27 protein-coding genes and 1 pseudogene are annotated in these 23,448 nt (G+C 76.0%); 10 read left to right on the top strand and 18 right to left on the bottom strand.

The genetic code is table 11. From position 1 onward, the window contains the following. Window positions 1–23 precede the first annotated feature (23 nt). Window positions 24–641: a mycothiol-dependent nitroreductase Rv2466c family protein gene (locus GA0070614_RS01575; RefSeq protein WP_088974303.1), complete on the top strand. Its 618-nt coding sequence runs from the start codon at window positions 24–26 to the stop codon at window positions 639–641. A gap of 5 nt (window positions 642–646) precedes the next feature. Here the strand turns inward: GA0070614_RS01575 and GA0070614_RS01570 are convergent, their stop codons facing one another. Then, window positions 647–1,414 carry a TIGR02452 family protein gene (locus GA0070614_RS01570; RefSeq protein ID WP_088974302.1) on the bottom strand — a complete coding sequence of 256 codons (768 nt, stop codon included), beginning with the start codon at window positions 1,412–1,414 and terminating at the stop codon, window positions 647–649. A gap of 100 nt (window positions 1,415–1,514) precedes the next feature. Continuing rightward, complete coding sequence (locus GA0070614_RS01565) at window positions 1,515–2,282, bottom strand: SGNH/GDSL hydrolase family protein (RefSeq protein WP_088974301.1); 768 nt, start codon at window positions 2,280–2,282, stop codon at window positions 1,515–1,517. A 104-nt stretch (window positions 2,283–2,386) separates the two neighbouring features. Between GA0070614_RS01565 and GA0070614_RS01560 the strand changes: the two genes are divergently transcribed. Beyond that, on the top strand, window positions 2,387–3,391 hold the full coding sequence (locus tag GA0070614_RS01560; protein WP_088974300.1) for a phosphotransferase family protein: 1,005 nt from the start codon (window positions 2,387–2,389) through the stop codon (window positions 3,389–3,391). A gap of 7 nt (window positions 3,392–3,398) precedes the next feature. On the opposite strand, the gene GA0070614_RS01555 is transcribed toward GA0070614_RS01560, so the two are convergent. The 6 genes from GA0070614_RS01555 to GA0070614_RS01530 form a co-directional block, all read right to left on the bottom strand. After that, a complete protein-coding gene (locus GA0070614_RS01555; protein WP_088974299.1) occupies window positions 3,399–4,505 on the bottom strand; it encodes a magnesium and cobalt transport protein CorA in 1,107 nt (368 codons plus the stop codon). Between the two features lie 70 nt (window positions 4,506–4,575). Further along, window positions 4,576–5,199: a class F sortase gene (locus GA0070614_RS01550; protein WP_088974298.1), complete on the bottom strand. Its 624-nt coding sequence runs from the start codon at window positions 5,197–5,199 to the stop codon at window positions 4,576–4,578. Between the two features lie 96 nt (window positions 5,200–5,295). Then, entirely contained in the window at window positions 5,296–5,787 is a 492-nt protein-coding gene (locus GA0070614_RS01545) for a hypothetical protein (RefSeq protein WP_088974297.1), read from the bottom strand. 418 nt (window positions 5,788–6,205) lie between these two features. Continuing rightward, window positions 6,206–6,724, bottom strand: a complete 519-nt coding sequence (locus GA0070614_RS01540) for a pyridoxamine 5'-phosphate oxidase family protein (protein WP_088974296.1) — start codon at window positions 6,722–6,724, stop codon at window positions 6,206–6,208. Window positions 6,725–6,754: 30 nt separating this feature from the next. Then, window positions 6,755–7,486 carry a class I SAM-dependent methyltransferase gene (locus GA0070614_RS01535; RefSeq protein WP_088974295.1) on the bottom strand — a complete coding sequence of 244 codons (732 nt, stop codon included), beginning with the start codon at window positions 7,484–7,486 and terminating at the stop codon, window positions 6,755–6,757. Between the two features lie 42 nt (window positions 7,487–7,528). Further along, window positions 7,529–8,353 carry a class I SAM-dependent methyltransferase gene (locus tag GA0070614_RS01530; RefSeq protein ID WP_088979138.1) on the bottom strand — a complete coding sequence of 275 codons (825 nt, stop codon included), beginning with the start codon at window positions 8,351–8,353 and terminating at the stop codon, window positions 7,529–7,531. A gap of 102 nt (window positions 8,354–8,455) precedes the next feature. Between GA0070614_RS01530 and GA0070614_RS01525 the strand changes: the two genes are divergently transcribed. Continuing rightward, on the top strand, window positions 8,456–9,706 hold the full coding sequence (locus GA0070614_RS01525) for an MFS transporter (protein ID WP_088974294.1): 1,251 nt from the start codon (window positions 8,456–8,458) through the stop codon (window positions 9,704–9,706). Here GA0070614_RS01525 and GA0070614_RS01520 read toward each other — a convergent pair. Then, a complete protein-coding gene (locus GA0070614_RS01520; protein ID WP_088974293.1) occupies window positions 9,696–10,754 on the bottom strand; it encodes a Gfo/Idh/MocA family protein in 1,059 nt (352 codons plus the stop codon). The two genes, GA0070614_RS01525 and GA0070614_RS01520, sit on opposite strands and share 11 nt — an antisense overlap. Window positions 10,755–10,818: 64 nt before the next feature. Then, window positions 10,819–11,925, bottom strand: a complete 1,107-nt coding sequence (locus GA0070614_RS01515; RefSeq protein WP_088974292.1) for a serpin family protein — start codon at window positions 11,923–11,925, stop codon at window positions 10,819–10,821. A gap of 154 nt (window positions 11,926–12,079) precedes the next feature. Here GA0070614_RS01515 and GA0070614_RS01510 point away from each other — a divergent pair, with 154 nt between their 5' ends. Both GA0070614_RS01510 and GA0070614_RS01505 read left to right on the top strand, forming a co-directional pair. Then, a complete protein-coding gene (locus tag GA0070614_RS01510) occupies window positions 12,080–13,285 on the top strand; it encodes a lycopene cyclase family protein (RefSeq protein ID WP_088974291.1) in 1,206 nt (401 codons plus the stop codon). Between the two features lie 56 nt (window positions 13,286–13,341). Beyond that, window positions 13,342–13,887: a DinB family protein gene (locus GA0070614_RS01505; protein WP_088974290.1), complete on the top strand. Its 546-nt coding sequence runs from the start codon at window positions 13,342–13,344 to the stop codon at window positions 13,885–13,887. Here the strand turns inward: GA0070614_RS01505 and GA0070614_RS01500 are convergent. Continuing rightward, a pseudogene (locus GA0070614_RS01500) lies at window positions 13,871–14,050 on the bottom strand (IS5/IS1182 family transposase); the annotation flags it as partial. The gene GA0070614_RS01505 and the pseudogene GA0070614_RS01500 sit on opposite strands and share 17 nt — an antisense overlap. Window positions 14,051–14,091: 41 nt before the next feature. Here GA0070614_RS01500 and rnhA point away from each other — a divergent pair. After that, complete coding sequence (gene rnhA / locus GA0070614_RS01495) at window positions 14,092–14,586, top strand: ribonuclease HI (RefSeq protein ID WP_088979136.1); 495 nt, start codon at window positions 14,092–14,094, stop codon at window positions 14,584–14,586. On the opposite strand, the gene GA0070614_RS01490 is transcribed toward rnhA, so the two are convergent. From GA0070614_RS01490 to GA0070614_RS01475, 4 genes are all read right to left on the bottom strand, one after another. Then, complete coding sequence (locus GA0070614_RS01490; protein ID WP_088979137.1) at window positions 14,552–15,280, bottom strand: tyrosine-protein phosphatase; 729 nt, start codon at window positions 15,278–15,280, stop codon at window positions 14,552–14,554. The two genes, rnhA and GA0070614_RS01490, sit on opposite strands and share 35 nt — an antisense overlap. A 100-nt stretch (window positions 15,281–15,380) precedes the next feature. Then, window positions 15,381–15,635 (bottom strand): hypothetical protein, encoded by a 255-nt coding sequence (locus GA0070614_RS01485; RefSeq protein WP_088974289.1) that lies wholly within the window; start codon window positions 15,633–15,635, stop codon window positions 15,381–15,383. A 111-nt stretch (window positions 15,636–15,746) separates the two neighbouring features. Then, the gene (locus GA0070614_RS01480) at window positions 15,747–16,622 is read right to left on the bottom strand and encodes a pentapeptide repeat-containing protein (RefSeq protein WP_157744852.1); all 876 of its coding nucleotides are present in this window, start codon (window positions 16,620–16,622) and stop codon (window positions 15,747–15,749) included. Between the two features lie 142 nt (window positions 16,623–16,764). Beyond that, a complete protein-coding gene (locus tag GA0070614_RS01475) occupies window positions 16,765–17,172 on the bottom strand; it encodes an SSI family serine proteinase inhibitor (protein ID WP_088974287.1) in 408 nt (135 codons plus the stop codon). A 333-nt stretch (window positions 17,173–17,505) separates the two neighbouring features. Here GA0070614_RS01475 and GA0070614_RS01470 point away from each other — a divergent pair, with 333 nt between their 5' ends. Continuing rightward, a complete protein-coding gene (locus GA0070614_RS01470) occupies window positions 17,506–18,924 on the top strand; it encodes an RtcB family protein (protein WP_088974286.1) in 1,419 nt (472 codons plus the stop codon). Between the two features lie 20 nt (window positions 18,925–18,944). Here the strand turns inward: GA0070614_RS01470 and GA0070614_RS01465 are convergent, their stop codons facing one another. Further along, window positions 18,945–19,358 carry an archease gene (locus GA0070614_RS01465; protein ID WP_088974285.1) on the bottom strand — a complete coding sequence of 138 codons (414 nt, stop codon included), beginning with the start codon at window positions 19,356–19,358 and terminating at the stop codon, window positions 18,945–18,947. Window positions 19,359–19,429: 71 nt separating this feature from the next. On the opposite strand from GA0070614_RS01465, the gene GA0070614_RS01460 reads away from it, so the two are divergent. After that, window positions 19,430–19,765: a hypothetical protein gene (locus tag GA0070614_RS01460; RefSeq protein WP_088974284.1), complete on the top strand. Its 336-nt coding sequence runs from the start codon at window positions 19,430–19,432 to the stop codon at window positions 19,763–19,765. Window positions 19,766–19,903: 138 nt separating this feature from the next. Further along, window positions 19,904–20,506, top strand: a complete 603-nt coding sequence (locus GA0070614_RS01455; RefSeq protein ID WP_088974283.1) for an MBL fold metallo-hydrolase — start codon at window positions 19,904–19,906, stop codon at window positions 20,504–20,506. Between the two features lie 117 nt (window positions 20,507–20,623). Here GA0070614_RS01455 and GA0070614_RS01450 read toward each other — a convergent pair whose 3' ends face one another. Then, the gene (locus GA0070614_RS01450) at window positions 20,624–21,322 is read right to left on the bottom strand and encodes a B3/B4 domain-containing protein (protein WP_088974282.1); all 699 of its coding nucleotides are present in this window, start codon (window positions 21,320–21,322) and stop codon (window positions 20,624–20,626) included. A gap of 4 nt (window positions 21,323–21,326) precedes the next feature. Further along, window positions 21,327–21,938 carry a LysE family translocator gene (locus tag GA0070614_RS01445; RefSeq protein ID WP_088974281.1) on the bottom strand — a complete coding sequence of 204 codons (612 nt, stop codon included), beginning with the start codon at window positions 21,936–21,938 and terminating at the stop codon, window positions 21,327–21,329. 29 nt (window positions 21,939–21,967) lie between these two features. Between GA0070614_RS01445 and pdxR the strand changes: the two genes are divergently transcribed. Beyond that, entirely contained in the window at window positions 21,968–23,446 is a 1,479-nt protein-coding gene (gene pdxR / locus GA0070614_RS01440; protein WP_088974280.1) for a MocR-like pyridoxine biosynthesis transcription factor PdxR, read from the top strand. Window positions 23,447–23,448: the final 2 nt, after the last annotated feature.

Genomic DNA, 23,448 nt, shown 5'->3' with positions numbered 1-23,448 from the left:
CACCGATCCTGGAAGGACCGACGATGACGACGGCCGACATGTGGTTCGACCCGCGCTGCCCGTGGGCGTGGAACGCCTCCCGCTGGCTGCTGGAGGTGGAGCGGATCCGCCCGGTGCGGGTCCGCTTCCACGTGATGAGCCTCAGCGTGCTCAACGACGGCCGCGACGACCTCGACGAGTGGTACCGGGAGTGGCTGAAGCCCGGCATGGGTCCGGTCCGGGTCGCCGTCGCGGCGGAGCAGAAGGCCGGCAACGAGGTGCTGCGCGACCTGTACACCGCCCTGGGCACCCGGATCCACCACGACCGCGCCCCGATCGGGCGGGACCTCTACGAGGCGGCGCTGCGCGAGGTGGGACTCCCCGTCGACCTGGCCGACGCGGCCGAGCAGACCGGGTACGACGAGGCGCTGCTCGCCAGCCACCACTCCGGGCTGGAACCGGTCGGCGAGGACCTCGGCACCCCGACCATCCACGTCACCGACCCCGGCGGGCGGCGTACCGCCTTCTTCGGGCCGGTGGTGGCCCCGATCCCGCGCGGCGAGGACGCCGGCCGGCTCTGGGACGGGGTGGTGCTGGTCTCCGGCACCGACGGGTTCTTCGAACTCAAGCGCGCCCGCACCCGCCCGCCGATCGAACGCTGAGCCGCTCAGCCCGCCGACCGGTCGCCGACGCCGAACGCGGCGGCGAACGGCCGGCGGTTCGTCGCGTCCGGCACCGCGAAGACCACCAGGTCGAACGCGCCCGCGTACCGGCCGCCCGGGCCCAGCAGGTCGGCGAAGGCGGCCGCCACCTGCGCCGGGTCGTTGCGGAACACGCCGCACCCCCACGCGCCGAGGACCAGCCGCCGGTGCCCGTGCGCCAGCGCCACGCCGAGCACCCGCGCCGCCCGGCGGCGCAGCACCCCGGCCAGGTCGGCCGGCTGACGCAACGCCCCGGCGTTGGGCGCCGCCGCGGTCAGGAAGGCCACCCGGTACGGCTCGACCAGCCGTCCGGTGTCGTCGCGGAACACCGGCACGTCGGGGGAGTGCACCACCCGGTCGGTGTAGCGCGGGTCGCGTCGCGCCCGGTGGTGCTCGTGGAACTCCGGGGCCGTGCGCAGGCTCGCGACCAGCGCGGACGAGCGGGCGAGGCTCTCCTCCTGGGCCTGCGCGCCGGTGGCGTACCCGCCGCCGGGGTTCTTCGCCGAGGCGAAGTTCAGGCAGGCGACCGGGTCGTCGCCGGTGGCGGTGAGCCGCCGGGCGGCGGCGAGGGTGGTCTCGTCGGTCACCTCCACCACGGACGTGCCGACCGGGCCGGGCTCGGGCAGCGGCTCGTCGGGCAGGTGCAGGGTGGCGGCGGGCACCGGGCCGTACCGGCCCTCGGCGACCAGGCGGTCGGTCTCGGCGGCCAGCGCCGCGCGCTCGGTGCGGTTCACCGGGCCATCATGCCGACCCGGGACGCTCCTGTCCGCCGGCTTTCCGCCCCGCCGGTCTCGGCCGGCCCGTCGTCGGTCTCGCCGGTCTGTCGGCGGCGGCTCAGGTCGGCTCGACCGGCAGCGGCACCGGACGCTTTGCCACCCGGTCGTCGCCGGAGGACCGCCCCCGCAGGTGCCGTCCCAGCCAGGGCAGCAGGTGCCGGCGGGCCCAGGCCAGCTCGGCGCGGAGCACCTCGTGGCCGCGCCGCCGGGGCGGGGCCGCCAGCGGGCGGGTCCACGAGTCGTCGTGCCCGGGTAGCCCGGCGGTGTACGCCAGCGCCGCGGCGATCCGCTCGTGACCGGCGCTGTTGGCGTGCAGCCGGTCGTCGCTCCACAGCCGGGGGTCGGAGGCGACCGGGTGCGCGGCGAAGTCCACCAGCGTGGCGCCGGTGTCGGCGGTGACCCGGCGCAGCGCCGCGTTGAGGGCGACGATCCGGCCGCGCAACGGACGCGCCAGCGGCATCACCGGCACGGGGTCGGGCAGCGTGAAGGTCAGCACCGTGGCCCCCTGCCCGACCAGGGCCCGCTGCATGGTCCCGACGTCGGCGGCGGTGCGCGCGGCGTCGAAGGAGGGCCGCAGGACGTCGTTCATGCCGGCGACCACCGTGCACAGGTCCGGGGCGAGGTCGAGGGCCACCGGCAACTGCTCGGCCAGGATCCGGGCCGTGGTGCGGCCCCGGATGGCCAGGTTCGCGTACTCCAGGCCGCCCTGGGCGCGGGCGACGGACTCGGCGAACCGGTCGGCCCAGCCCCGGTAACCGCCCGCGCCGTCCGGGTCGTCCAGTCCCTCCGTGGTGCTGTCCCCGATCGCCACGTACCGCTGCCACATCACGGCCGCCAGCCTACGGCGTGGCGCCGAGGTCCCGGCCCGGCCCGGCCCGGTGGGCGGCCGCAGGACGGTGCGAGCGCGGCCGGCGGGATACCGTACGCCGGATGAGCCCCACCCGACGCCTGCTCGATCCCGACCAGGTGCGCCGCTACGTCGCGGCGTCGCTCGGCCCGACCGTCCGGGTGACCGGGTGCGGACCGTTGACCGGGGGCGGGTTCGCCGCGGTCTGGTGGGTGGGCCTGGACGACGGCCGCACCGTGGTGCTCAAGGTCGGGCCACCGCCGCAGGTGCCGCTGCTGCGCTACGAGCGGGGGCTCGTCGCCGCCGAGGCGCGGTACCTGCGGCTCGTCGCCGCGCGGGCGCCGGCTGTGCCGGTGCCGCCGCTGCTGCACCACGGCAGCGACGCCGACCTCGGCGACTGGCTGCTCGTCGGTCACCTGCCCGGCCGTACCCTGGCCGATCTCGCCGCCGACGGGGTGCCCGTCGAGCCGGTCCGGCAGCAACTCGGCGCGGCGCTGGCCGCGTTGCACCGGGTGACCGGCGACCGGTTCGGCTACGACGGTGGCCGGGCGGGCGGGCCGACCTGGCGGGCGGCGTTCACCGCGATGCTGGACGAGCTGCTCGCCGACGCGGCCGACTGGGCGGTGCCGCTGCCCGTGCCCGCGTCCCGGCTGCGGGAGCTGGTCGACCGGCACGCCGCCGTGCTCGACGCGGTACGCCGTCCGGCGCTGCTGCACTTCGACGGCTGGGCGGGCAACGTCCTCGCCGACGTCGGCGAGGACGGCGCGTACCGGCTCACCGGCCTCGTCGACGGTGAGCGCCACCTCTGGGGCGACCCGGTGATGGACCTGGTCTCGCCGCTGCTCGGCCGCCGGGCCGAGGACGAGCCGGGCGACGCGTTCCTGCGCGGCTACCGGGCGGCCGCCCACGGCGTCGGACCGGACGACGACGGGGTGCGCCGCCGCAGCGGCCTCTACCGGCTGCACCTCTACCTGCTGATGACCGTCGAGATGCCCAGCCGGGGCATCACCGCCGGCTCCGATCCGGGCCGGGTCCGCCGGCTCGCCGGTCGGCTGGACCGCGAGCTGGCCGACCTCGGCCGACCGTGACGGCGCGCTACAGCCAACCCGAGCGGCGGAACAGCCGGTGCAGGACGACCGCGACGGTCGTCATCAGCAGCAACGCGGCCGGGTAGCCGTACGTCCACTTCAGCTCGGGCATGTGCGCGAAGTTCATCCCGTACACGCCGGCCACGGCCGTCTGGGTGGCGGCGATCGCCGCCCAGGCCGCGATCTTGCGCATGTCGTTGTTCTGCGCGACGGCGAGCTGGGTGAGGCGGGACTGCAGCACCGAGTTGAGCAGTTCGTCGTACGCGGCGACCCGGTCGACCGCCCGGGCCAGCCGCCCCTCGACGTCGACGAACCAGCGGCGCAGTCCGGGCGGCGGCCCGCCGTCGCGGACGGTGACCAGGGCGCGGACCGGCTCGGCCAGGGGCAGCACCGCCCGCTTGAACTCCACCAGCTCGCGCTTGAGTTGGTAGATGTGCTGGATGTCGGCGGAGCGGTCCGGGGCGAAGACGCTCTCCTCCACCCGCTCCAGGTCGTGCTCCAGGTGGGCGGCGACCTCCAGGTACAGGTCCACCATCCGGTCGGTCACCGCGTACGCGACCGCCCACGGCCCCTCGGCCAGCACCGCGGGGCGGCGCTGGATCTCCTCGCGCACCGTGGCCAGCGCACCGGAGGCGCCGTGCCGGACGGTCACCACGAACCGGTCGCCGAGGAAGACCATCACGTCGCCGGTGTCGACCACCTCCGAGGTGGCGGTCAGCTCGCTGTGCTCGACGTACCCGGCGGTGCGCGCCACCAGCAGCGTCACGTCGCCGTGCCGTTGCACGGTGGGGCGGTGACCGTCGGTGAGGGCCTGGGCCACGAGCAGTTCGTCGAGGCCGAAGACCTGCCCGACCTGGGCCATCACCGCCGGGTCCGGATCGTGCAGGCCGAGCCAGACGAAGGCGCCGCGACCCCGTCGGGAGCGGTCGTAGGCGTCGGCGTAGTGCGGGCGCCCCGGTTCCCGGCGGCCGTGCACGTAGACCGCGCAGTCGACCACCGCGTCCGGATTGGACCGTCGGGTCGCCGGGGCGTCCACCCCCTCGTCGAGCCGCAGCAGCCGCCCGACCAGTGATCCCAGCCGGGGGGCCAGTGCCGCCACCGCTCGCCGTCGCACCCGTCCACCTCCGCCTCGCCCCGCCGAGGGCCCACCGTAGTACGGCGGCGCCGCAGTCGGCGGTGCGGTGTCAGGACACGGCGGTGGCGCGGACCACGATGTTGTCGGAGTAGTCGCGGGAGCGTTCGTCGAAGCGTCCGCCGCAGGTCACCAGGCGCAGCGCGGCGCCGGGCCCGCCGGGGCCGTAGACCATCGCGGTGGGGAAGCTCCGCTTCGGGTACGCCCCGACGCCGTCCACCACGAAGGTGACCACCCGGCCGTCGCCGCGGGTGACCAGCACGGTGTCCCCGGGGCGCAGCCGGCCCAGCTCGAAGAAGACCGCCGGCCCGTCGCGGGTGTCGACGTGCCCGACGATGACGGCGTTGCCGGCCTCGCCGGGGCTCGCGCCCGGCAGGTACCAGCCGGCCACGGCGGGCTGGTCCAGCGGCGGCACCTCCAGGGTGCCGGTCGGGTCGCCGGCGACCGGGACGAGGTCGGCGCGCACGCCGATCGCGGGGATCTCGATGCGCCGCGGCTCCGAGCGGGGCAGCACCGGCCCGGGGGAGTTGCTGCGCTCCGTACCCCGGGCGTCCGCGCCGGGCTGCGGCGGGCCCGCCGGGGTCCCGGTCAGCCCCACGGCGATCAGGGTGATCCCGGCCGTGGCGGCCACGGTCGTCGCGGCCACCGCCGCCCGGGTACGGGTGAAGGGGGTCATCGCCGCACCTCCCCGATGGCGATGTGGTCCGGGTGCCCACGCCGTCTCCGGCGCGGGCACCCGTCCGAAAGGGATGGTGTCGTGTGGTGTCGGAGGTCAGGCGGCGGTGGCCGCCCGACGTCGACGGCGCACCAGGACGGTCGCCCCGATCGCGGCGGCTCCGGCCAGCGCGCCCCCCGCGGCGAGCAGGCCGGTGGGGGCGCCGTCACCGCCGCCACCGCCACCGGCGGGCGCCCCGCCGATCGGGGTGACGGTGAACGTGGCGGAGCCGGCCGAGCTGCCGTCACCGCAGGTGGCGGTCACCGTGTAGGTGCCGAGGGTGAAGCCGGCGGTGAAGAGTTCGGCGCTCAGCCCGCCGCCGGCGGCGGCGGTGGTGGAGCGGACGTTCTGGTCCCGGTTCGGCCCGGTGACGCGGAAGATCGCGTCGCCGGCCTTCGGGTTGCAGCCCGTCGCGGTGAGCACGACCGTGCCGCCTACCGGCGTGGTGGACGGTGACACCGTGGTCTGCGCGAGCGCGGCGGCGGGCAGGGCGAGCATGCCGAGTCCCACGCCGAGCGCTGTCGATACGAGAACTCTCTGTGCCTTCATACGCGTCTTCCCTCACTTTTCGTCCGCTGTCTGCGTGGGACGTCGTTCGGGTGGCCAACTCCGTAACTAGCACCGGTGTGGCCAACACTAGGAGGGTTGGGCCCCGAGGTCGGGCTAAATGAGAAATCCTCGTTGCCGTCACGTGTTTTCTGTCTGGCCGGGAGCTGCGGAAATGCCCGGCCAGGAACGCACACACCGCCCGTCGGGGCGGCGTCGGGGCGTCCCCGCTCGTCCGCTGCCGGCCGGGTCGGGAGCGTTCGTCCCCGCTCGCGAGGTCCGCCCCGCCCCGCCGGGAGTTCCCCCGGTTGCCCGGCGGTTCGATGATCTCGACGGGGCTAGCCTCCTAGGATGCCGTAGGGGTGGTGACCTCCCCCCGCTCGGCACGCCACGACCGGAACGAGCAGCGGGGAGGGGAGCGCTAGCCCGGGACGCGGCGCCAGAACTGGCGTGGGGCGTACCCGTCGCGGCGCAGCCAGTGTTCGGTGTAGACGATCCGTTCCGCCTCGACGACGACCAGCGGGCCGCTCGGCGGCTCGTCCAGCGACCGGGACCGTTCCACGTGGTCGGACTGCCAGCGCACGGCGGGCCAGTGGTGGTCGAACCCGGCGTCGTCCGGGTGCAGCGTCCGGGCCCGGCCGAACAGTTGCGCGCCCCGGCTGCTGGCCTGCCCGACGAGCGGGGCGAAGATCCCCACCGAGACGCGCGGGTCGGCGGCGATGTTGCGCATCTTCGGCGAGCCGGCGGCGGTGGTGAACACGACCGTGAAGTCGAGGTGGAAGTAGCGCACCGGGGTGGCGAGCGGGCCGTCCGGACCGGTGGTGGCGAGCACGCACATGTTCTGCGACGACAGCAGGTTCAGGATGCGCTCTTCCAGACGGTCCCGGTCCAGGCGGGCGGTGGGGGCGGGGCCGGCGAGCCAGGGGTTGGTGACGGGCATGCGGGATTCTCCCACCGCCGCCCCGGGCCGTCAGACCCGCTCGTACACCGAGACGTGCTGGCGGCTGTCGGCGGTGAACGGGGCGCGGTCCCAGCCGTTCCACCGGTGCCGCAGGCGCAGCCCGCCGAGCCGGGCCATCAGGTCCAGTTCCGCCGGCCAGCAGTAGCGCAGCCGCAGCGGCCGCAGCGTGGTGCCGCCCGCGTCGATGCTGACCCGCTGATAGGTGACCGCCTGGGCGACCGGGTCGTGCTGGAGGAACTCCATCTGCACCGAGTCCTCGGTGATCCGGCGGGTGGCGACCCGCTGGTCGCGGTCGAAGTCGCGCAGGTCCTGGACGAACGCCTCGACGACGAACAGCCCGCCGGGGGCGAGGACCCGGCCCACGCCCTGGAACAGGTCCACCTGCCGGTCCTGGTCCGGCAGGTTGAACAGGGTGTTGAAGACCAGGTACGCCAGGTCGTACGGGCCGTCGACCGCCACGTCGGCCATGTCGCCGAGGACGACCGGGAGGTCCGCGCCCCCGGGCTTGGCGCGCAGCCGTTCCAGCATGGCCGGAGAGCCCTCGATCCCTTCGACAGCCACCCCGCGCCGGGCGAGCGGCACGGCGACCCGGCCGGTGCCGATCGCCAACTCCAGCACCCGTCCGCCGTCGGGGACGAGCGCGGCCAGGAACTCGACGGCGGCGGTGGGATCCGGGTTGTCCCGCACGTCGTACTCGTGGGCGTACCGGTCGAAGAAGGCAGGGTCGTTCAGTCCGGTCATGCCGTGCAGCCAAGCATCGACGAGGCTGAGCGGGCCACCGGTTTACCGCCGCCGGGCCTGCAGGGTGTACGTCTGCGCCAGCCGCCACGGCCGGTCGGCCAGCCGCCACTCGCCGTGGGTGTCCTTCACCTGCCGGCCGGGCAGCGCGTCCCAGGGCGCGCTGTCGTGCTCGACGAGCATGGTCAGCTCCAGCCCGGCGTCGAGCAGCGCGGTCACCACCTCGCCGAGGCCGTGGTTCCACTCGTGGGTGGTGTGGTGGTGGAACGTCGCGTCGGTGTCGACGTAGGTGCCGGGCTCGTTCCACACCATCGGCTCCGGACGCTCGAAGTACGGGTGGTCGACCACCAGCAGCCCGTCCGGGCGGGCGTCGTCCAGCGCCCACAGCATCGGGTGCCCCTCGCGCAGGAAGAGCCGCCCGCCGGGGCGCAGCAGCGCGGCGACGACCCGCGCCCAGCGGCGGATGTCAGGCAGCCAGCACAGTGCCCCGACGCCGGTGTAGACCAGGTCGAAACCGCCCGGGGCGAGCACCTCGGTGGCGTCGTACACGTCGGCCTGGACGAAGTCGACGGCGGCGCCGGCCCGCTCGGCCAGGGCCCGGGCCTCGGCCAGCGACGCGCCGGAGAAGTCCAGCCCGGTCATCCGCGCCCCGAGCCGGTGCAGCGAGACGGTGTCGGTGCCGATGTGGCACTGCAGGTGCACGCCGCGCAGCCCGGCGACGTCGCCGAGGCGCGGCAGGTCGAAGCGGACCACCTCGCTCAGGTAGGACGGGTCGGTGGCGAAGCGCCGCACCGCGTAGTCGGGGGAGGCGGCGTGGGCGGGGGCGCGCTCGTCCCAGTTGGCCCGGTTGAGGTCGCGGTAGTCGGTCACCGGCAGACCGTGCCACAGCGTGCGGTGGCTGCTCAACGGCGATTCGGCTGTCCGGATAAACGCCTCGGGCGGAACGGGTCGGCGCTGGTAGGTTGCCTGGCCGTGACGGGGGAGAGACTGGACGGGCGGTTCGCCCGGCTGTGGGCGGCGAGCACCCTGTCGGCGTTGGGCAGTGGCATGGCCACGGTCGCCGCGCCGCTGTACGTGGCGGCGCGCACCGACGACCCGCTGGTGGTGTCGGTGGCCGCCGGGGTGGCCTGGCTGCCCTGGCTGCTCTTCGCGTTGCCCGGGGGCGTGCTCGCCGACCGGGTGGACCGCCGCCGGTTGATGGTGGTCATCGACGTGGTGCGGGTGCTCGCGCTCGTCGTGCTGGCCGGCGCGATGCTCACCGGCCGGGCCGGGGTGCCGCTGCTCTACGTGGTGCTGTTCCTGGTCAACAGTGGCGAGATCGTGTTCCGCGCGGCGAGCCAGGCGATGCTGCCGGCGGTGGTGCCCCGGGCCCGGCTGGAGCGGGCCAACGGCTGGCTCGGCGGCGGCACCACGCTGGCCAACGGGATGCTGGCCGGCCCGCTCGGCGGGTTCCTCTTCGTGGTCGCCGAGAGCATCCCGTTCGCGGTCAACGCAGGCACGTACGCGCTGAGCGCCGTCCTCGTCGCGCTGGTCGCCGGGTCGTACCGGGGTGTCGGGGACGGCGACCGCCCGGCGGCCCGGTCGATGCGGGCGGAGATCGTGGAGGGGTTCCGGTTCCTGGCGGGACAGCGGCTGCTGCGCACCATGGCGGTGCTGATCGGTCTGCTCAACCTCACCCTCACCGCGGCGATGGCGGTGCTGGTGCTGCTGGCCACCGACCGGCTGGGCCTGGACTCGGTCGGTTACGGCCTGCTGTTCACCTGCATGTCGGTCGGTGGGCTGCTCGGCGCGACGGTCGGCGACCGCCTCGTCGCCCGGGTGAGCGCGACCTGGACGGTGCGGGTCGGTCTGCTCGTCGAGGCCGGTCTGCACCTGGCGTTGGCCGCCTCGACCAGCGCCTGGCTGATCGGGTTCGCGTTGTTCGCCTTCGGGGTGCACGGGGCGTTGTGGGGCATCGTGTTCAGTTCGCTGCGGCAGCGGTTGACCCCGTCGGCGTTGCAGGGTCGGGTGGGGGCGACGACGTTGTTCGTCGCGGCCGGTGGCAACTGCGCGGGGGCGTTGCTCGGCGGGGTGGTGGCCGGCGCGTTCGGGCTGACCGCGCCGTACTGGGTCGGGTTCGTGGTGGCGGTGGCGGTGTCCGCGACGACCTGGCGGGTGTTCGACCGGGCCACCGTCGCCGCCGCGTACGCCGACCCGCCGGCCCGTCAGCCGGTCATGAGCTGACCGGCAGCACCACGCCCTCGGCGGCGGAGCGGTGCGCCAGTTCGATCAGCTCGACCGTGGCGACGGCGTCGGCCGGGTCGACCGGCAGTGGGCCGCCGCCGCGCAGCGCCGTCGCGAGCTGGGCGTAGAAGTCCTGGTAGCGGCCGGGTTTGGTGGGCACCGGGCGCAGGTCGCCGTCGACGCCGAGCAGGCCGTGGCGCTCGGGTGGGACCTCGCCCCAGCCGGGCGTGTCCGGCCGACCCCCGGCACGCAGCGCCTCCTCCTGCACGTCCAGCCCGTACGTGGTGTACGCGGCGCGGTCGCCGAGGATGCGCATCCGGGGGCCGAGCTGGGCGGCGACCGCGCTCATCCACAGGTGGGAGCGGACCCCGCCGGTGTGGGTGAGCGCCACGAACGCGTCGTCGTCGACCAGCGCGCCGGGTCGGCGCCGGTCCACCTCGGCGTACACGGTGCGCACCGGCCCGAACAGCTGCACCGCCTGGTCGACGAGGTGGGCGCCGAGGTCGTACAGGGCGCCGCCGGCCTCGCCGGGGGCGGCGCTCTCCCGCCAGCCCGGTTTGATCGCCGGGCGCCAGCGTTCGAATCGGGACTCGAAGCGGGTGACGCGGCCCAGTTCGCCGCCGGCGACGAGGCGGCGGGCGGTGCGGAAGTCGCCGTCCCAGCGGCGGTTCTGGAAGACGGTCAGCGGGACGCCGCGCCGGTGCGCCTCGTCGACCAGCGCCCGGCCCTCGGCGGCGGTGGCGGCGAGCGGCTTGTCGACCACGACCGGCAGCCCGGCCGCGACGGCGGCCCGGGCCATCGGCAGGTGCTGCCGGTTCGGCGTGGCCACCACGACCAGGTCCAGCGCCTGCGGGGTACGCCAGAGCAGGTCGGCGTCGTCGACCAGGCGGGCGTCGGGGTGCTCCCGGCGGACCTGCTCGCGCCGGTCCGGGTTGGCGGTGACCACGGCGTGCAGCCGCAGTCCGGGGGTGGCGGCGATCAGCGGGGCGTGGAACACCCGCCCGGCGATCCCGTACCCCAGCAGCCCCACCCGCAGCGCGTCGACCATCCTGCCCCCTTCGCCGGTCCGACTTCTCGAACCTACGCCCCGGGCGGGGCGCGGGCCGGCGCGGTCAGGCGGGAGTCGGGTCGGTCACCCAACCGGCGACGAGCACCAGGCCGGTGTCGCGGTGCACGGCGAGGAACCCGAACGGCCGGTCGACGTCGAGGCGGAGCACCCGTTTGGGCACGGTGTGCCGGGGCGGCGCGGAGCCGGCCCGCATGGCGACGGCGGTGACCGCGGCGGCGCGGAACCCGGTGGCGGAGAACTCCGCCCGCACCGCCTGGCGGGCCTGGTCGACGTTGAGGCGGGGGGAGATGCCCGGGAAGTGGTCGCCGTCCCCGGTGGCGGCGGCCAGCCCGAACAGCTCGGGCCGGCGCAGCAGGTCGTGGTCGGCGTCGACGGCGAAGGCGACGGTGGCGACGCGCAGTTCGGGGTGGTCGTCGAACGCCTCGACGGTCTCCTCGGTGACGCCCGGTCCGGCGTGCCGCGGCCGGGTCGGGCCGCCGCCCAGGGCGCCGATCGCGGCCGGCAGCACGGCCGGGGCGGGGCGGTCGGGCTCGCCGAGGGCCAGCACCACGTCGACGTCGGCGTCGCCGGTCACGGTGAGCAGACTGACCGCGCCCGCCGCGGTGTCCGCCACCCGCAGCGCGGTCAGGTCGTCGTCGCGGCGGCGCAGGGCGGCCAGCCGGCGGCCCTGCCAGGGGCCCTGCCGGGGCTGGGACCAGCCCGGGTCGAACGGGGTGGCCCAGCCGGTGCGCACCGACAGGGCGGTGGCCAGCACCAGCGCGGTGCCGCGGTCGACGCGCACCGGCATCCGGTCGATGAGCCCGTCGGTGCGGGTGGCCGCCCAGTGGTCGAGGACGGGTTGGTCGACCGCCGGGTCGCCGGTCAGCTCGCCGCGCATCGGGGCGGGCACGTCGCGCCGCCACGCCTCGCCCAGCGGCAGTCCGCGCCGGGACCAGAAGCCGACGGCGAGCCGGGTGGTGGGGGAGGCGTCCAGGCCGAGGTCGTCGAGGTCGGGGGCGACAGCGCGCAGCTCGTCGCGGGCGGGGCCGGCCGCGTGCCGGGCGAGCAGGGCGAGCAGCGGGTACGCGCCCGCGCCGGAGAGGACGCTCTGCCGGTCGTCCAGATGCGACGCCCAGCGGGCGGTGAGGGCGTTGGCGTGTCGGACGCTCATGCCGCCGCACCGTACCGGCCGGGGCGGTCGTCGTGGGGGCGTCGCGCGGCGCTGTGGCCCCGGACCCGCTCGCCGCCGAACCGGCAGCCGGCCGGCGGTGCGGGGTGGCGGGGGCCGTGCCCGGTGCGGGCCGCAGGTGTGACAGCGTGGGCGGGTGGAGAACGTCGACCTGGCCGTCGTCGGTGGCGGTGGCGCCGGTTCGCTGGTGCTCGCCGCCCTGGACCGGTACGACCTGCGCGGGCTGCGGGTGGCCGTGGTCGACCCGGTGCGCAAGCGTGGCCAGGACCGTACCTGGGCGTTCTGGGGCACCCCGGACGCGGACCTGGAGCCGCTGCTCAGCGCCAGTTGGCGGCGGGTGGAGGTGAGCACGCCGGCCCGGCGGCGGGTGCTCGACCTCGCCCCGTTGCGGTACGCGATGCTGCGCTCCGGTCCGCTCTACGCCCGTGCCGCCGAGGCGGAGCGGCGGCTGGGCGCCACCCGGATCGACGCGGCGGTCGACGCGCTCGACGACGACGGCGCCGGGGTGACCGTCCGCGACGGCGACGGCGCGGCGCTGCTGCGGGCCCGCTGGGTCCTCGACTCCCGGCCCCGGCCTCCGCGCCGGCCCGGGCGGACGAGTTGGTTGCAGCACTTCCGCGGGTGGTGGCTGGAGTCCGCCGCACCGGTGTTCGACCCGGACCGGGCGGTGCTGATGGACTTCCGCACCCCGCAGCCGGCCCGGGGGGTCTCCTTCGGCTACGTGCTGCCGGTCAGCGACCGGTACGCCCTGGTCGAGTACACCGAGTTCTCCCCGGCGCGCATCGACGACGCGGCGTACGACGCGGCGCTGCGCGGCTACGCGGCGCTGCTCGGGCTCGACCTGGCCGCGCTGACGGTACGGGAGGTGGAGGACGGGGTGATCCCGATGACCGACGCGCCGTTCGCGCGCCGACCGTCGGCCCGGGTGGTGCGCCTGGGCACCGCCGGCGGGGCCACCCGCCCGTCGACCGGGTTCACCTTCTCCGCGATGCGTCGGCAGGCCGAGCAGGTGGCCCGGGCGGTGGCGGCCGGCCGGGCCCCGGTGCCCCGGTCGGCGTACCCGGGTCGTCACCTGTGGATGGACGCGGTCGCGCTGCGGGCGTGGGACCGTGGGACGGTCGGCGGCCCGGAGTTCTTCGACCGGCTGTTCGACCGCAACCCGCCGGAGCGGGTGCTGCGGTTCCTCGACGGCGCCACGAGTGTGGCCGAGGACCTGGCGGTGATGCGGTCCAGCCCGCTGCTGCCGATGACCTCGGCGGTGGCCGGTGACGCGGCCGGCCGGCTGCGCGCCCGGTTGACGGCGGCGTCGGGGTCCCGCAACCGCAGCCGGGCGGACGCCTAGGTGTACTGCCGTTCTTGGCGTGGCGAAACGGAACCTCAGACGGCTAGGGTTCCGCTGTGACGACTGCCCGGCCGCTGGACAGCGAGGAACTCGCGAGCACGGCACCGGAGCGAGAGGTTCTGGAAGCCTTCATCGACGCGTACCGCGATGTGATCGTCGGCAAGCTCCGGGGGTTGCCGGAGGATGACGCCCGTCGGAGCCTGGTGCCCTCGCGCACCACGCTGGTCGGCCTCGTCAAACACGTCGCCGCTGTCGAGCGGAACTGGTTCCAGCACTGTCTGGCACAGCAGCCACGTGAACAGATCACCGGTGACTCGCTCGGTGACGACGCCAGTTGGCAGGTCGGCTCGGACGAGACGGTCGCCGACGTCATCACGGAGTACGCCACGGCCTGTGATCGATCGAGGCAGATCGCGGCCGGCTTCGCCCTCGACGACACTGTGCCTCATCCCCGCCTGGGCAGGGTGTCACTGCGCTACATCTACGTGCACATGATTCGTGAGTTGGCGCGGCACTGCGGCCACGCCGACATCCTCCGGGAGCAGATCGACGGCTCGACCGGGGACCGAGCCGCATCCCTGCCGATCATCGAAGCCAGATAGCGGTGGCGACGAGGAGCAGGCTGGTCCGGTAGAGGGATGCGGGTTTGGCGTAGCGGGTGGCCAGTTCGCGCCACTGCTCGAGGCGGTTGGAGCAACACTCCACGACGTTGCGCCTCTTGTAGGTCGCCTCGTCGAAGGCCGGTGGCCGTCCGCCGCCGCCACCGGCGCGCGGTGGCGGCGGCGGGCACCGGTAGGTTCTGCGGCATGGCGCAGGCGGTGTCCGAGCGGGTGGTGGAGATCTGGACCGACGGGGCGTGCAGCGGCAACCCCGGCCCGGGCGGCTGGGGCGCGGTGCTGCGCTACGGCGGCCACGAGCGGGAGTTGTGCGGTGGCGAGGCGGCCCCGACGACGAACAACCGGATGGAGCTGACCGCCGCGATCGAGGCGTTGGAGACGCTGACCCGGCCGGTCACCGTCCGGCTGCACACCGACAGCACGTACGTGCGCAACGGCATCACCAGCTGGCTGGCCTCGTGGAAGCGCAACGGGTGGCGGACGGCGGCGAAGCAGCCGGTGAAGAACGCCGACCTGTGGCAGCGGCTGGAGGCGGCCTGCGCCCGGCACGACGTGACCTGGCTGTGGGTGAAGGGGCACAACGGCCACCCGGAGAACGAGCGGGCCGACGCGCTGGCCAACCGGGGGATGACCGAGGCGCGGGCCGCCGTCAGCGGTGCAGCAGCCGTTCGCGCAGGACGGTGACCAGGGCGTCGTCCACTCCGAGCCGGTCGCGGGCGTAGCCGCGCACCGAGCCGTGCGCGGCGGTCAGGTCGGCCAGGAACAGCCGGATGACCTCGGCCGGCGCGCGGCCGTACGAGGGCCAGCGCAGGGTGCGCCCCGGGTGGGCGGTCCGCCAGTCGGCGACCAGCCGGTCGGTGGCCGCCTCGGTGAGCGCGAAGTCCTCGGCGATCTGGTCCTCGTCGACGTCGAGCAGGGCCAGCAGCAGGGCGGCGAGCAGGCCGGTGCGGTCCTTGCCGGAGGCGCAGTGGAAGACCAGCGGCCCGTCGGCGGCGGCGATCGTCTCCAGCGCCCGGCGCAGTTCCTCGACCCCGTCGGCGGCGACCTCGGCGTACCGGTCGGCGAGGTAGCGCCACGGGTCCACCTCCGGGTCGATCTCGGCCTGGTCGTAGCCGCGGTGCTCGACGCTGAGGTTGTGCCAGCTCAGGTCGGGCAGCTCGGGCGCCCGGCCGCGCGCGGCGATCTCCGACGGGTAGCGCAGGTCGATCACGGTGCGGACGCCGAGCGCCCGGAACCGGTCGAGGTCGGCCCCGGTCAGCTTGTGCAGCGAGTCGGACCGGTACAGCAGCCTCCACCGCACGGTGCGGCCGTCAGCGGCGCGCCAGCCGCCGAGGTCGCGGAAGTTGTGCAGCCGGTCGAACGGGATCTGCCTGTCCACCCGCCGCACCCTACCGACCCGACGCCGCCGGCGCGGTCCCGTGGCACACGCCGGGCCCGGCCGGGCGGCGACACCCTCCGGGCCCACGTTCTCGGGCCGGCTACACCTCGCTGGCGGGGTTGACCGCCTCCTCCTGGGACGGGTCGACCGCCCCGGAGACCGCGTCCACGTCGTATCCGGCGCGGCTGGTCTCGCGCGCCGACAGGTGCTCCTCGGCAGGCAGGTCCGCGAAGTCGTCGCCGGTGTCCTGCGTGGTGTGCAGGGAGTCGCCCGGCGGGCGCAGCGACGCCTCGTACGCCGGGGTGCCGTCCGGCTCGTCGGTGCTGGCCCGGTCGGTGCGCTGTTCGTCAGTCATGCCGACCTACCTGCCCGTCTGGTGGGCCGGCAAACACCGCGCCGCCCCTGCCGGTCGGGGTGGGCGGCAGGCGCCCACCGCCGCTGTCCCTGCGGTGGGCCGGCCGGCGCCTCACCGTCCGCGCCGGCGAGCCCCGTCGCGTCCCGGCGGGCGGGGCCGGCGCACGGGGGTGAGCGTCAGCGGTGACCAGTGCCCGGGGTGGCGCAGCGCCGCCGGCAGCCGGGTGCTCCGGTCGCCGCGGGCCGCGTCGAGCTGGGACTGGTGCAGGAAGAGGGTGCCGCGCAGGTCCGCGCCGCGCAGGTCGGCCCCGCGCAGGTCCGCGCCGGTGACGTCGGCGGCCCGCAGGTCCGCGCCGCGCAGGTCCGCGCCGACCAGGCAGGCCCCGCGCAGGTTCGCCCCGATCAGGTACGCCCGGCGCAGGTCGGCGCCGAGCAGCATCGCCCCCCGGTGGTCGACGCCGTCGTGGCCGGCCCGGGCCTGCTCGCCGGCCCGGGCGAGCAGCGGGTTGACCTGCCCCCGGTACGCGTCGGGGTCGACCGTCCGCAGCTCGTCCGGGCTGCCGGCGGTGAGCCGGCGGGTCCGTCGTACGGCGTCGCGCAGCTCGTCGCGCAGCGGGCCGTCCGGGGTGAGCGCCACCGCCTCGGTGAGGTACCAGAGCAGCTCGTGCAGCGGCCGTTGGGCGGTGAACGTGGCGAACATCGCCGCCGCGGTCGCCGGGTCGTCGCGCCAGTCGCCGCCGGCGAAGGCGGCGGTGACCCGTTGCCCGGCCCCGAAGCAGTCGAAGACGGTGCAGCCGGGGAAGCCCCGTTCGCGCAGTTGGTCGTGGATGCCGCAGCGCGAGTCGGGGCGCAGGTTCGGGCAGGGCTGCCCGGCGGGCTTGTCCAGGGCGAAGTCGGCGGAGGCGGCGAACGCCGGGGCGACGCAGCACAACCCGACGCAGCGGGCGCAGTCGGCGCGCAGCTCCCCGTCGAGGGGTGTTCCGGACACGGTGAGCGGTCTCCCACGGTTCGCGGCGTTCCGGGCCGGTCGGGCCCCGACCCCATTGTCCGCCCGCCGGCGTAGCGCCCGGCGGCGGGGAGGGCCGGACGCGGCGCCCGCTCCCCAGGGGCGGGCGCCGCGCCGCTGCCGGTCAGAAGTCGAACAGCGCGCCGGTGCCGCGCAGCATCAGGCACCGGTTGCCGTACGTCTCCGACCAGTTCACCGGCCGGTCCTGCCAGTACCCCCAGGCGTGGACCGTGACCGGCGCGTATTCGTAGGTGCAGGGCCCCTCGTCGAACTCCAGGGCGGCGAGGTCGCCGTCGACGCGGGCCACGGTGCGGCAGGCGGTCGCCGCGTCGGGGTGGGTGCCGCCGGTCGGGCCGCACAGCAGCAGGGCGGTGCGCTGCCCGTCCTGCCGTTCGGTCTGCAGCACCAGCACCGACGGGGTGTGCGGGCCGACCCGGGGGGCGGCCTCGGCCGGCCGGGGGAGCAGCATCGCCGCGGTGACGGCGAGGAGGGCGGCCGTGGCGACGGCGGCGGCGCGTCGGGCGAGGGACATGGTGACGTCCTTCCGGTTGCGGGGCCCCTGGTGGGGGCCGGTGGACGGCCGGCCGTCGTGTGGCCGGGCCGGGGCAAACCCTAGGAGGACGGTGTGAACGCGAAGGGTCACGAGTTGTTACACCACCTGTCCCCGCGAGGACGTCAGGTGTGACACGCTGCCCGGTTGGCCGTCCGTGCGCCGGGCAGGCTGTCGCAAAGGTCGCCGGCCCGACCCATCCGTTGCGCCGGTGTTACCGGCAGCGCCCGTCCGGCCCGGTGCTCAGCCCTGTCCGGGCCCGCCCGCCCCGATCGCGGCAGGTGTGACGGCCGGCGCGGCGGGTAGCCGCGGGGCATGGACCTGGTCGAGGAGGCGCCGTACCGGTTCCGCATCGACCGGCACGATCCGATGCGGGTGCCCGGGGTGGTGTTCGCGTCGCGGTCCCTGCTGCCCGACGCGGCGGGGGACCGGTCGCTGGAGCAGGTCGCCAACGTCGCCACCCTGCCCGGCATCGTCGGCGCCTCGTACGCCATGCCCGACGTGCACTGGGGCTACGGCTTCCCGATCGGCGGGGTGGCCGCCACCGACCTGGCCACCGACGGCGTCGTCTCGCCCGGCGGGGTGGGCTTCGACATCTCCTGCGGGGTGCGGCTGCTCGCCGCCGACCTGGACCGGGCCGAGCTGGCCGGCGTCCTCGACGCGGTGATGGACGCCCTGAGCGTCGCCACGCCCCGGGGGATGGGCCGGGGCGCGGTGTGGCAGCTCGCCGACCGTGCCGAACTCGACGCGGTGCTGCGCGGCGGCTCCCGGTACGCGGTCGAACGCGGCCACGGCAACGCCCGCGACCTGGCACGCTGCGAGGACTACGGCGCGGTCGACGACGCCGACCCGGCCCAGGTCAGCGAGCGGGCCGTGCAGCGGGGGCAGCAGCAGGTGGGCAGCCTCGGCTCCGGCAACCACTTCCTGGAGGTGCAGGCGGTCGAGGAGGTCTACGACGCGCCGGTGGCGGCGGCGTTCGGGCTGCGCCCCGGTCAGGTCTGCGTCATGATCCACTGCGGGTCGCGTGGCCTCGGGCACCAGATCTGCACCGACCACGTCCGCGCCATGGAGCAGGTGATGCCCCGGTACGGCATCGAGGTGCCCGACCGGCAGCTCGCCTGCGCGCCCGTGTCGTCCCCCGAGGGGCGCGCCTACCTGGGCGCGATGGCCGCCGCCGCCAACTACGCCCGGGCCAACCGGCAGGTGCTGGCCGAGGCGGCCCGCCGGGTCTTCGCCACCCGCACCGGACGCGCGCTGGACCTGGTCTACGACGTGTCGCACAACCTGGCGAAGATCGAGCAGCACCGGGTGGACGGCGAGAGCCGTCGGCTCTGCGTGCACCGCAAGGGCGCCACCCGCGCCCTGCCGCCCGGGCATCCCGACCTCCCCGACGACCTGCGTCCGGTCGGCCAGCCGGTGCTGATCCCGGGCTCGATGGGCACTGGCTCGTACGTGCTGACCGGGGTGCCCGGCGCGCCGGCCTTCGCCTCCACCTGCCACGGCGCGGGCCGGGTGCAGAGCCGTCGGCAGGCCACCAAGGCGGTCCGTGGGCACGACCCGCGCCGGGAGATCGAGGCCCGGGACATCGCCGTACGCGGGGCGTCGCGGCGCGGCCTGGCCGAGGAGATGCCGGCGGCCTACAAGGACGTGGCGGCGGTGGTCGAGGCGGCCGAGGGCGCCGGGCTGTGCCGGCGGGTGGCGCGACTGGTCCCGATCGGCGTGGTCAAGGGCTGAGCGCCCGTCGGGGGCGCGGGTCACACGTCGACGGTCACCGCACAGGACCAGCCCGCGCCGTCTCCGGTGAAGCGCAGCCCGTGCAGCGAGACCGCCTTCGGCACCGCGCCGACCAGTTCCACCGCGTCGGCGTCCACGGTGCGCCACCGCACCCGCAGCCCGCCGTCGACGGCCCGCGCCTCGGTCGCCAGGGGCAGCGTCCCCTCGGTCTCCAACCGGAAGATCACCTCGTCGAGGAGCCCCACCAGCAGGTCGGTGTCGTCGCCGGCCGGCAGCTCCAGCGTCGTCTCGCCGCGCGGCTGCGCGCCGGCGGTGTCGACGAAGGTCTCCACCAGCGCGGCGACCGCTTCGGCGAGGCAGCCCTCGCGGTCCGGCGCCCAGGCCTCGACGCGGACGTCGGCGGTGTGCGGGACGGCGCGGTGCCCTCGGTCCATGCCCCGATCATGCCGGTCCCGCCCGGCCCGCTCCGGCGGAACTGTCGCACTGTGGCGCTACCGTCGTCGCCATGATCGCCGATGACGCGGACGCCCTCGCCGTCACCTTCCACCTGATGATGCGCGCCGCCCTGGCCGCCGAGCGCCCGGGCGAGGACACCCTGGGCCGCACCGTCGAGCTGGCCCGCCGCTGGGGCGCCGGCCCGGCTGCCGACGCCGAGCTGGCCGCCGCGCTGCGCCGGCTGCACGGCGAGCCGGAGCCCGCCGAGGACGAGGACGACTCGGCCCGGGGCGCGGCGATCGCCCGGTTCGCCGCCAACGCCCGCCGGCTGCGCCGGCAGGAGATCACCCCGAGGGAGTTCGAGCAGATCATGCGCGACGACGACGGCGGCGCCGTCTCGGCCTGACCGTCCCGGGGCGGGGCGCCGGTGGAGCCCGGCCGGGGCCACGGCGCGCCCCGCCGACGCGCTCACGGGTCGACGACGGCGCGCAGTCGGGCGTGGACGGGGCGACGGGAGCGGCGCGCACGGCGGTAGCGTCGGCCGATGCGGATCACCAAGTACACCCACGCCTGCGTCCGGATCGAACGCGAGGGGCGGGTGCTGGTCGTCGATCCGGGCACCTGGAGCGAGCCGGCGGCCCTCGCCGGCGCGGACGCCGTCCTGGTCACCCACGAGCACACCGACCACGCCGACGTGCTGCGCCTGCGCGGCCTCGGCGTGCCGGTGTTCGCCCCCGAGGACGCCGACCTGCCCACCCTGGCCCCGCTGCCGGTGACCCGGGTCCGGGCCGGGCAGCGCTTCGACGCGGCCGGCTTCACGGTCACCGCCGTGGGCGGCCGGCACGCCGTCATCCACGACGGCCAGCCCGACTGCGCCAACCTCGGGTACGTCATCGACGGCGAGGTGTACCACCCGGGTGACGCCCTGAACCTGCCGGAGCAGCCGGTGCGCACGCTGCTGCTGCCCGCGCAGGGTTCCTGGCTGAAGCTGACCGAGGCGATCGGCTTCGCCCGGGCGGTCGGCGCCGCGCGGGCACATCCGATCCACGACGCCCAGCTCAACGAGCGGGGCATGGCCAGCGTGCACGGCTGGTTCGGCGAGACGGTCCCCGGCTACCGCCCTCTCGCCCCGGGCGAGACGGCCTGAGCGCCGCCCCGGTCGCCGACGAGACGGTGCCCGGCGGACCCCGGGCCGCTCGCGCCATTGCCGTCACGACCCCGGCCGACCGGAACGGATCAGGTCGCGCGGCGTGGGTGGCCCCGCTCAGCCGGACACGGTGAACACCGGCGCGTCGGCCGTCAGGACCGCCCCGCGCGCGTCGACCTGCCACACCTCGGCCAGCGTGCCGGTGAGGGCGTCGTGCAGCGCCGGCACGTCCGTGTCGGCGCGCGGGTGCAGCGCCTCGGCCACCACCAGCACCCGGCTGGTCGAGTCGCGCACCGCCGACCAGCCGCTCTGCCGGTGCGTCCAGCGCCGTGAGTGCGCCCGCCCCGCCGTGTCGGCGAAGACCACCTCGCCCGGCTCGGGACGCTCGACGTCGCCGGTGAAGGTGACGTACTCCTCGTCGCCGGTGGCGGGGCGCACCACCAGGTCACCGGCGACGCGGTCCAGGTCCAGCGCGGCCACGGGGATGGCGTACGCGGCCGACAGCGCGTTGCACAGGTCCACCAGCGGGTGCAGCCGGGGCAGGTCGCCGTCGCGGCGCAGCCGGCGCAGCAGCGACTCGGCCGCGCACCGGTAGCGGGTCGGCGCCAGCCCGGTCGCGGCGAAGGCCCGCCGCCAGGCCCGGATCTCGGGCAGGCCGCCCTCCGGGCCGCCGGCCAGCCGGTCCCGGGCGGTGGCGAGCAGGTGCGCCACCGGCTCGCGCACGTCGACGTGCGGGGTCAGCCCGTCGGCGGTGAGCGCGGCGGCCACCAGCGTCGGGTGCGCCGACCGGACGGGGGCGGAGTGCTGGAAACGCATGGTCCTACCTCTCGGCGAACAGCAGGGAGACGCCGAGCACGACGAACGAGCCGGCGAAGACGCGGCGCAGCCAGTCGGTCAGCCGGGGCCGGGCGAGCACCCGGTCGCGCACGGCGGCGGCGGACAGGCCGTACGCGGCGAACACCACGAAGGTGACCAGCATGAACACCACACCGTGCAGCAGCATCCGGGCGGTGCCGTCCGGGGCGCCGGCCGGGACGAACTGCGGCAGGAACGCGACGAAGAACAGCGTCGGCTTCGGGTTGAGCAGGTTGACCAGCACCGCCGACCCGATCACCCGGTACGCGGGGCGCTCGGCCGGCGAGTCGGCGGGCGTGAACCCGGCGCGGTCCCGGGCGGTCACCCGGGCCAGGTACAGCAGGTACCCGACGCCGGCGTACCGCAGCACCTCGAAGGCGGTCGGGCTGGCGTGCAGCAGCGCGGCCAGGCCGGTGCCCGCCGCCACCAGGTGCGGGATCACCGCCAGGGTGCAGCCGAACGCGGCGACGACCCCCGTGCGTCGCCCCCGCGACAGCGCGGCGGAGAGGGTGTAGACGACCCCGGTGCCCGGGGTGGCGACCACGACCAGCGTGGCCAGCAGGAACGCGATACTCACGGGGTCCACCCTGCTGCCACAATGGTCCGGTGCCCAGGGCCAAACCCGATCCGACCGACAGGTCCATAACGGCCGGCTCCGACTTCCTGCACCTCGACGTGGGGGCCGCGCCGGCCGGTGGCCGGGCCGACTGGCTCGCCGGCCGGCTGCGCGCCGCGATCGCCGACGGACGGGTCCCGCTCGGCGCCCGGCTGCCGGCGAGCCGGGTGCTCGCCGACGAACTCGGGGTGTCCCGGGGCGTGGTCGTCGAGGCGTACCAACGGCTGACCGAGGAGGGGCACGTCGCCGGCCGGGGCCGGGCCGGCACCGTCGTCGTCGCCGCGCCGGCCGCCGCGCCGCTCGCGCCGGTCACGCCCACCCCGCCACCGCCGGAGGCGCTGTTCGTGCCGTCGCCCGGCGTCGAGATCTTCGACGCGCTGCGCACCGCGCCGGCCCGCATCGACCTGTCGCCCGGCGTCCCCGATCTGGCGGCCTTCCCCCGCGCGGCCTGGCTGCGCTCCGAACGCGTCGTGCTGCGCCACCTCGACGCCGCCGCCCTCGGCTACGGCGATCCGCGCGGCGCCCCCGCCCTGCGCCTCGCGGTGGCCCAGCGGCTGGCCCGCACCCGGGGGATCCGCGTCGAGGCGGACGAGGTGGTGGTCGTCGCCGGGGTCTCCCAGGCCCTCGGCCTGCTCGCCCAGGTCCTGCACGACGAGGGCGTGCACACCGTCGCCGTGGAGGACCCGGGCTCGCTCGGCGTGCGCCAGCACCTGCGCAACTGGCGGCTGGACACCCCGCCGGTGCCGGTGGACGGGCACGGGCTGCGCGTCGACGCGCTGGCCGCCGCCGGGCACCCGGCCGTGCTGCTCACCCCGGCGCACCAGTTCCCGACCGGCGTGGTGCTGCACGGCGACCGCCGGCGCCGGCTGCGGGACTGGGCGAGCGACGGCGGGCTGGTGCTGGAGGACGACTACGACGCCGAGCACCGGTACGACCGCCCGCCCGTGCCGGCCCTGCGGGCCGCCCTGCCCGAGCGGGTCTGGTACACCGGCAGCGTCTCCAAGCTGCTCGCCCCCGCGCTGCGGGTGGGCTGGGTGCTGGCGCCGCCCCGGCAGCGCGACGCGCTGGTGGCCGCCAAGCGGATGGCCGACCTGGGCAACGCCGTCCTGCCGCAGCTGGTGCTGGCCGAGCTGATGTGCTCCGGCGACCTGGACCGGCACCTGCGCCTGCTGCGCCGCCGACACGTGCGCCGCCGGGACGCGATGATCCGGGCGGTGGCCCGGCACCTGCCCGGGGCCACCGTGCACGGCGCGGCGGCCGGACTGCACCTGACCGTCACCTACCCCGCCGGCCCGCCCGACGTCGTGCTCGCGGCCGAGGCGCTGCGCCGGGGCGTCAAGACGCAACCGCTGTCCTGGCACGCCCAGCGCCCGTACCCGGCCGGGCTGGTCCTCGGCTACGCGGCCATCGCGCCGGGGGAGATCGAGGAGGGCGTGGCCGTCCTCGGCGCGGTGCTGCGCGGCCGGTGACC

Origin of the sequence: Micromonospora coxensis, from assembly GCF_900090295.1 — a bacterium.
GTDB classification, from domain to species: domain Bacteria; phylum Actinomycetota; class Actinomycetes; order Mycobacteriales; family Micromonosporaceae; genus Micromonospora; species Micromonospora coxensis.
The sequence above is the reverse complement of the archived record's forward strand: the minus strand, read 5'-3'. Positions and strand labels throughout refer to the sequence as shown.

What these genes read in the sequence shown, in the direction of transcription:
- GA0070614_RS01460 (WP_088974284.1), top strand. Translation starts at nt 19,430, where the DNA reads ATGATCGCCGATGACGCGGACGCCCTCGCCGTCACCTTCCACCTGATG.
- GA0070614_RS01450 (WP_088974282.1), bottom strand. Translation starts at nt 21,322, where the DNA reads ATGCGTTTCCAGCACTCCGCCCCCGTCCGGTCGGCGCACCCGACGCTG.
- GA0070614_RS01515 (WP_088974292.1), bottom strand. Translation starts at nt 11,925, where the DNA reads ATGAGCGTCCGACACGCCAACGCCCTCACCGCCCGCTGGGCGTCGCAT.
- GA0070614_RS01545 (WP_088974297.1), bottom strand. Translation starts at nt 5,787, where the DNA reads ATGAAGGCACAGAGAGTTCTCGTATCGACAGCGCTCGGCGTGGGACTC.
- GA0070614_RS01535 (WP_088974295.1), bottom strand. Translation starts at nt 7,486, where the DNA reads ATGACCGGACTGAACGACCCTGCCTTCTTCGACCGGTACGCCCACGAG.
- rnhA (WP_088979136.1), top strand. Translation starts at nt 14,092, where the DNA reads ATGGCGCAGGCGGTGTCCGAGCGGGTGGTGGAGATCTGGACCGACGGG.
- GA0070614_RS01455 (WP_088974283.1), top strand. Translation starts at nt 19,904, where the DNA reads ATGCGGATCACCAAGTACACCCACGCCTGCGTCCGGATCGAACGCGAG.
- GA0070614_RS01485 (WP_088974289.1), bottom strand. Translation starts at nt 15,635, where the DNA reads ATGACTGACGAACAGCGCACCGACCGGGCCAGCACCGACGAGCCGGAC.
- GA0070614_RS01560 (WP_088974300.1), top strand. Translation starts at nt 2,387, where the DNA reads ATGAGCCCCACCCGACGCCTGCTCGATCCCGACCAGGTGCGCCGCTAC.
- GA0070614_RS01550 (WP_088974298.1), bottom strand. Translation starts at nt 5,199, where the DNA reads ATGACCCCCTTCACCCGTACCCGGGCGGCGGTGGCCGCGACGACCGTG.
- GA0070614_RS01475 (WP_088974287.1), bottom strand. Translation starts at nt 17,172, where the DNA reads ATGTCCCTCGCCCGACGCGCCGCCGCCGTCGCCACGGCCGCCCTCCTC.
- GA0070614_RS01520 (WP_088974293.1), bottom strand. Translation starts at nt 10,754, where the DNA reads ATGGTCGACGCGCTGCGGGTGGGGCTGCTGGGGTACGGGATCGCCGGG.
- GA0070614_RS01465 (WP_088974285.1), bottom strand. Translation starts at nt 19,358, where the DNA reads ATGGACCGAGGGCACCGCGCCGTCCCGCACACCGCCGACGTCCGCGTC.
- GA0070614_RS01565 (WP_088974301.1), bottom strand. Translation starts at nt 2,282, where the DNA reads ATGTGGCAGCGGTACGTGGCGATCGGGGACAGCACCACGGAGGGACTG.
- GA0070614_RS01470 (WP_088974286.1), top strand. Translation starts at nt 17,506, where the DNA reads ATGGACCTGGTCGAGGAGGCGCCGTACCGGTTCCGCATCGACCGGCAC.
- GA0070614_RS01575 (WP_088974303.1), top strand. Translation starts at nt 24, where the DNA reads ATGACGACGGCCGACATGTGGTTCGACCCGCGCTGCCCGTGGGCGTGG.
- GA0070614_RS01540 (WP_088974296.1), bottom strand. Translation starts at nt 6,724, where the DNA reads ATGCCCGTCACCAACCCCTGGCTCGCCGGCCCCGCCCCCACCGCCCGC.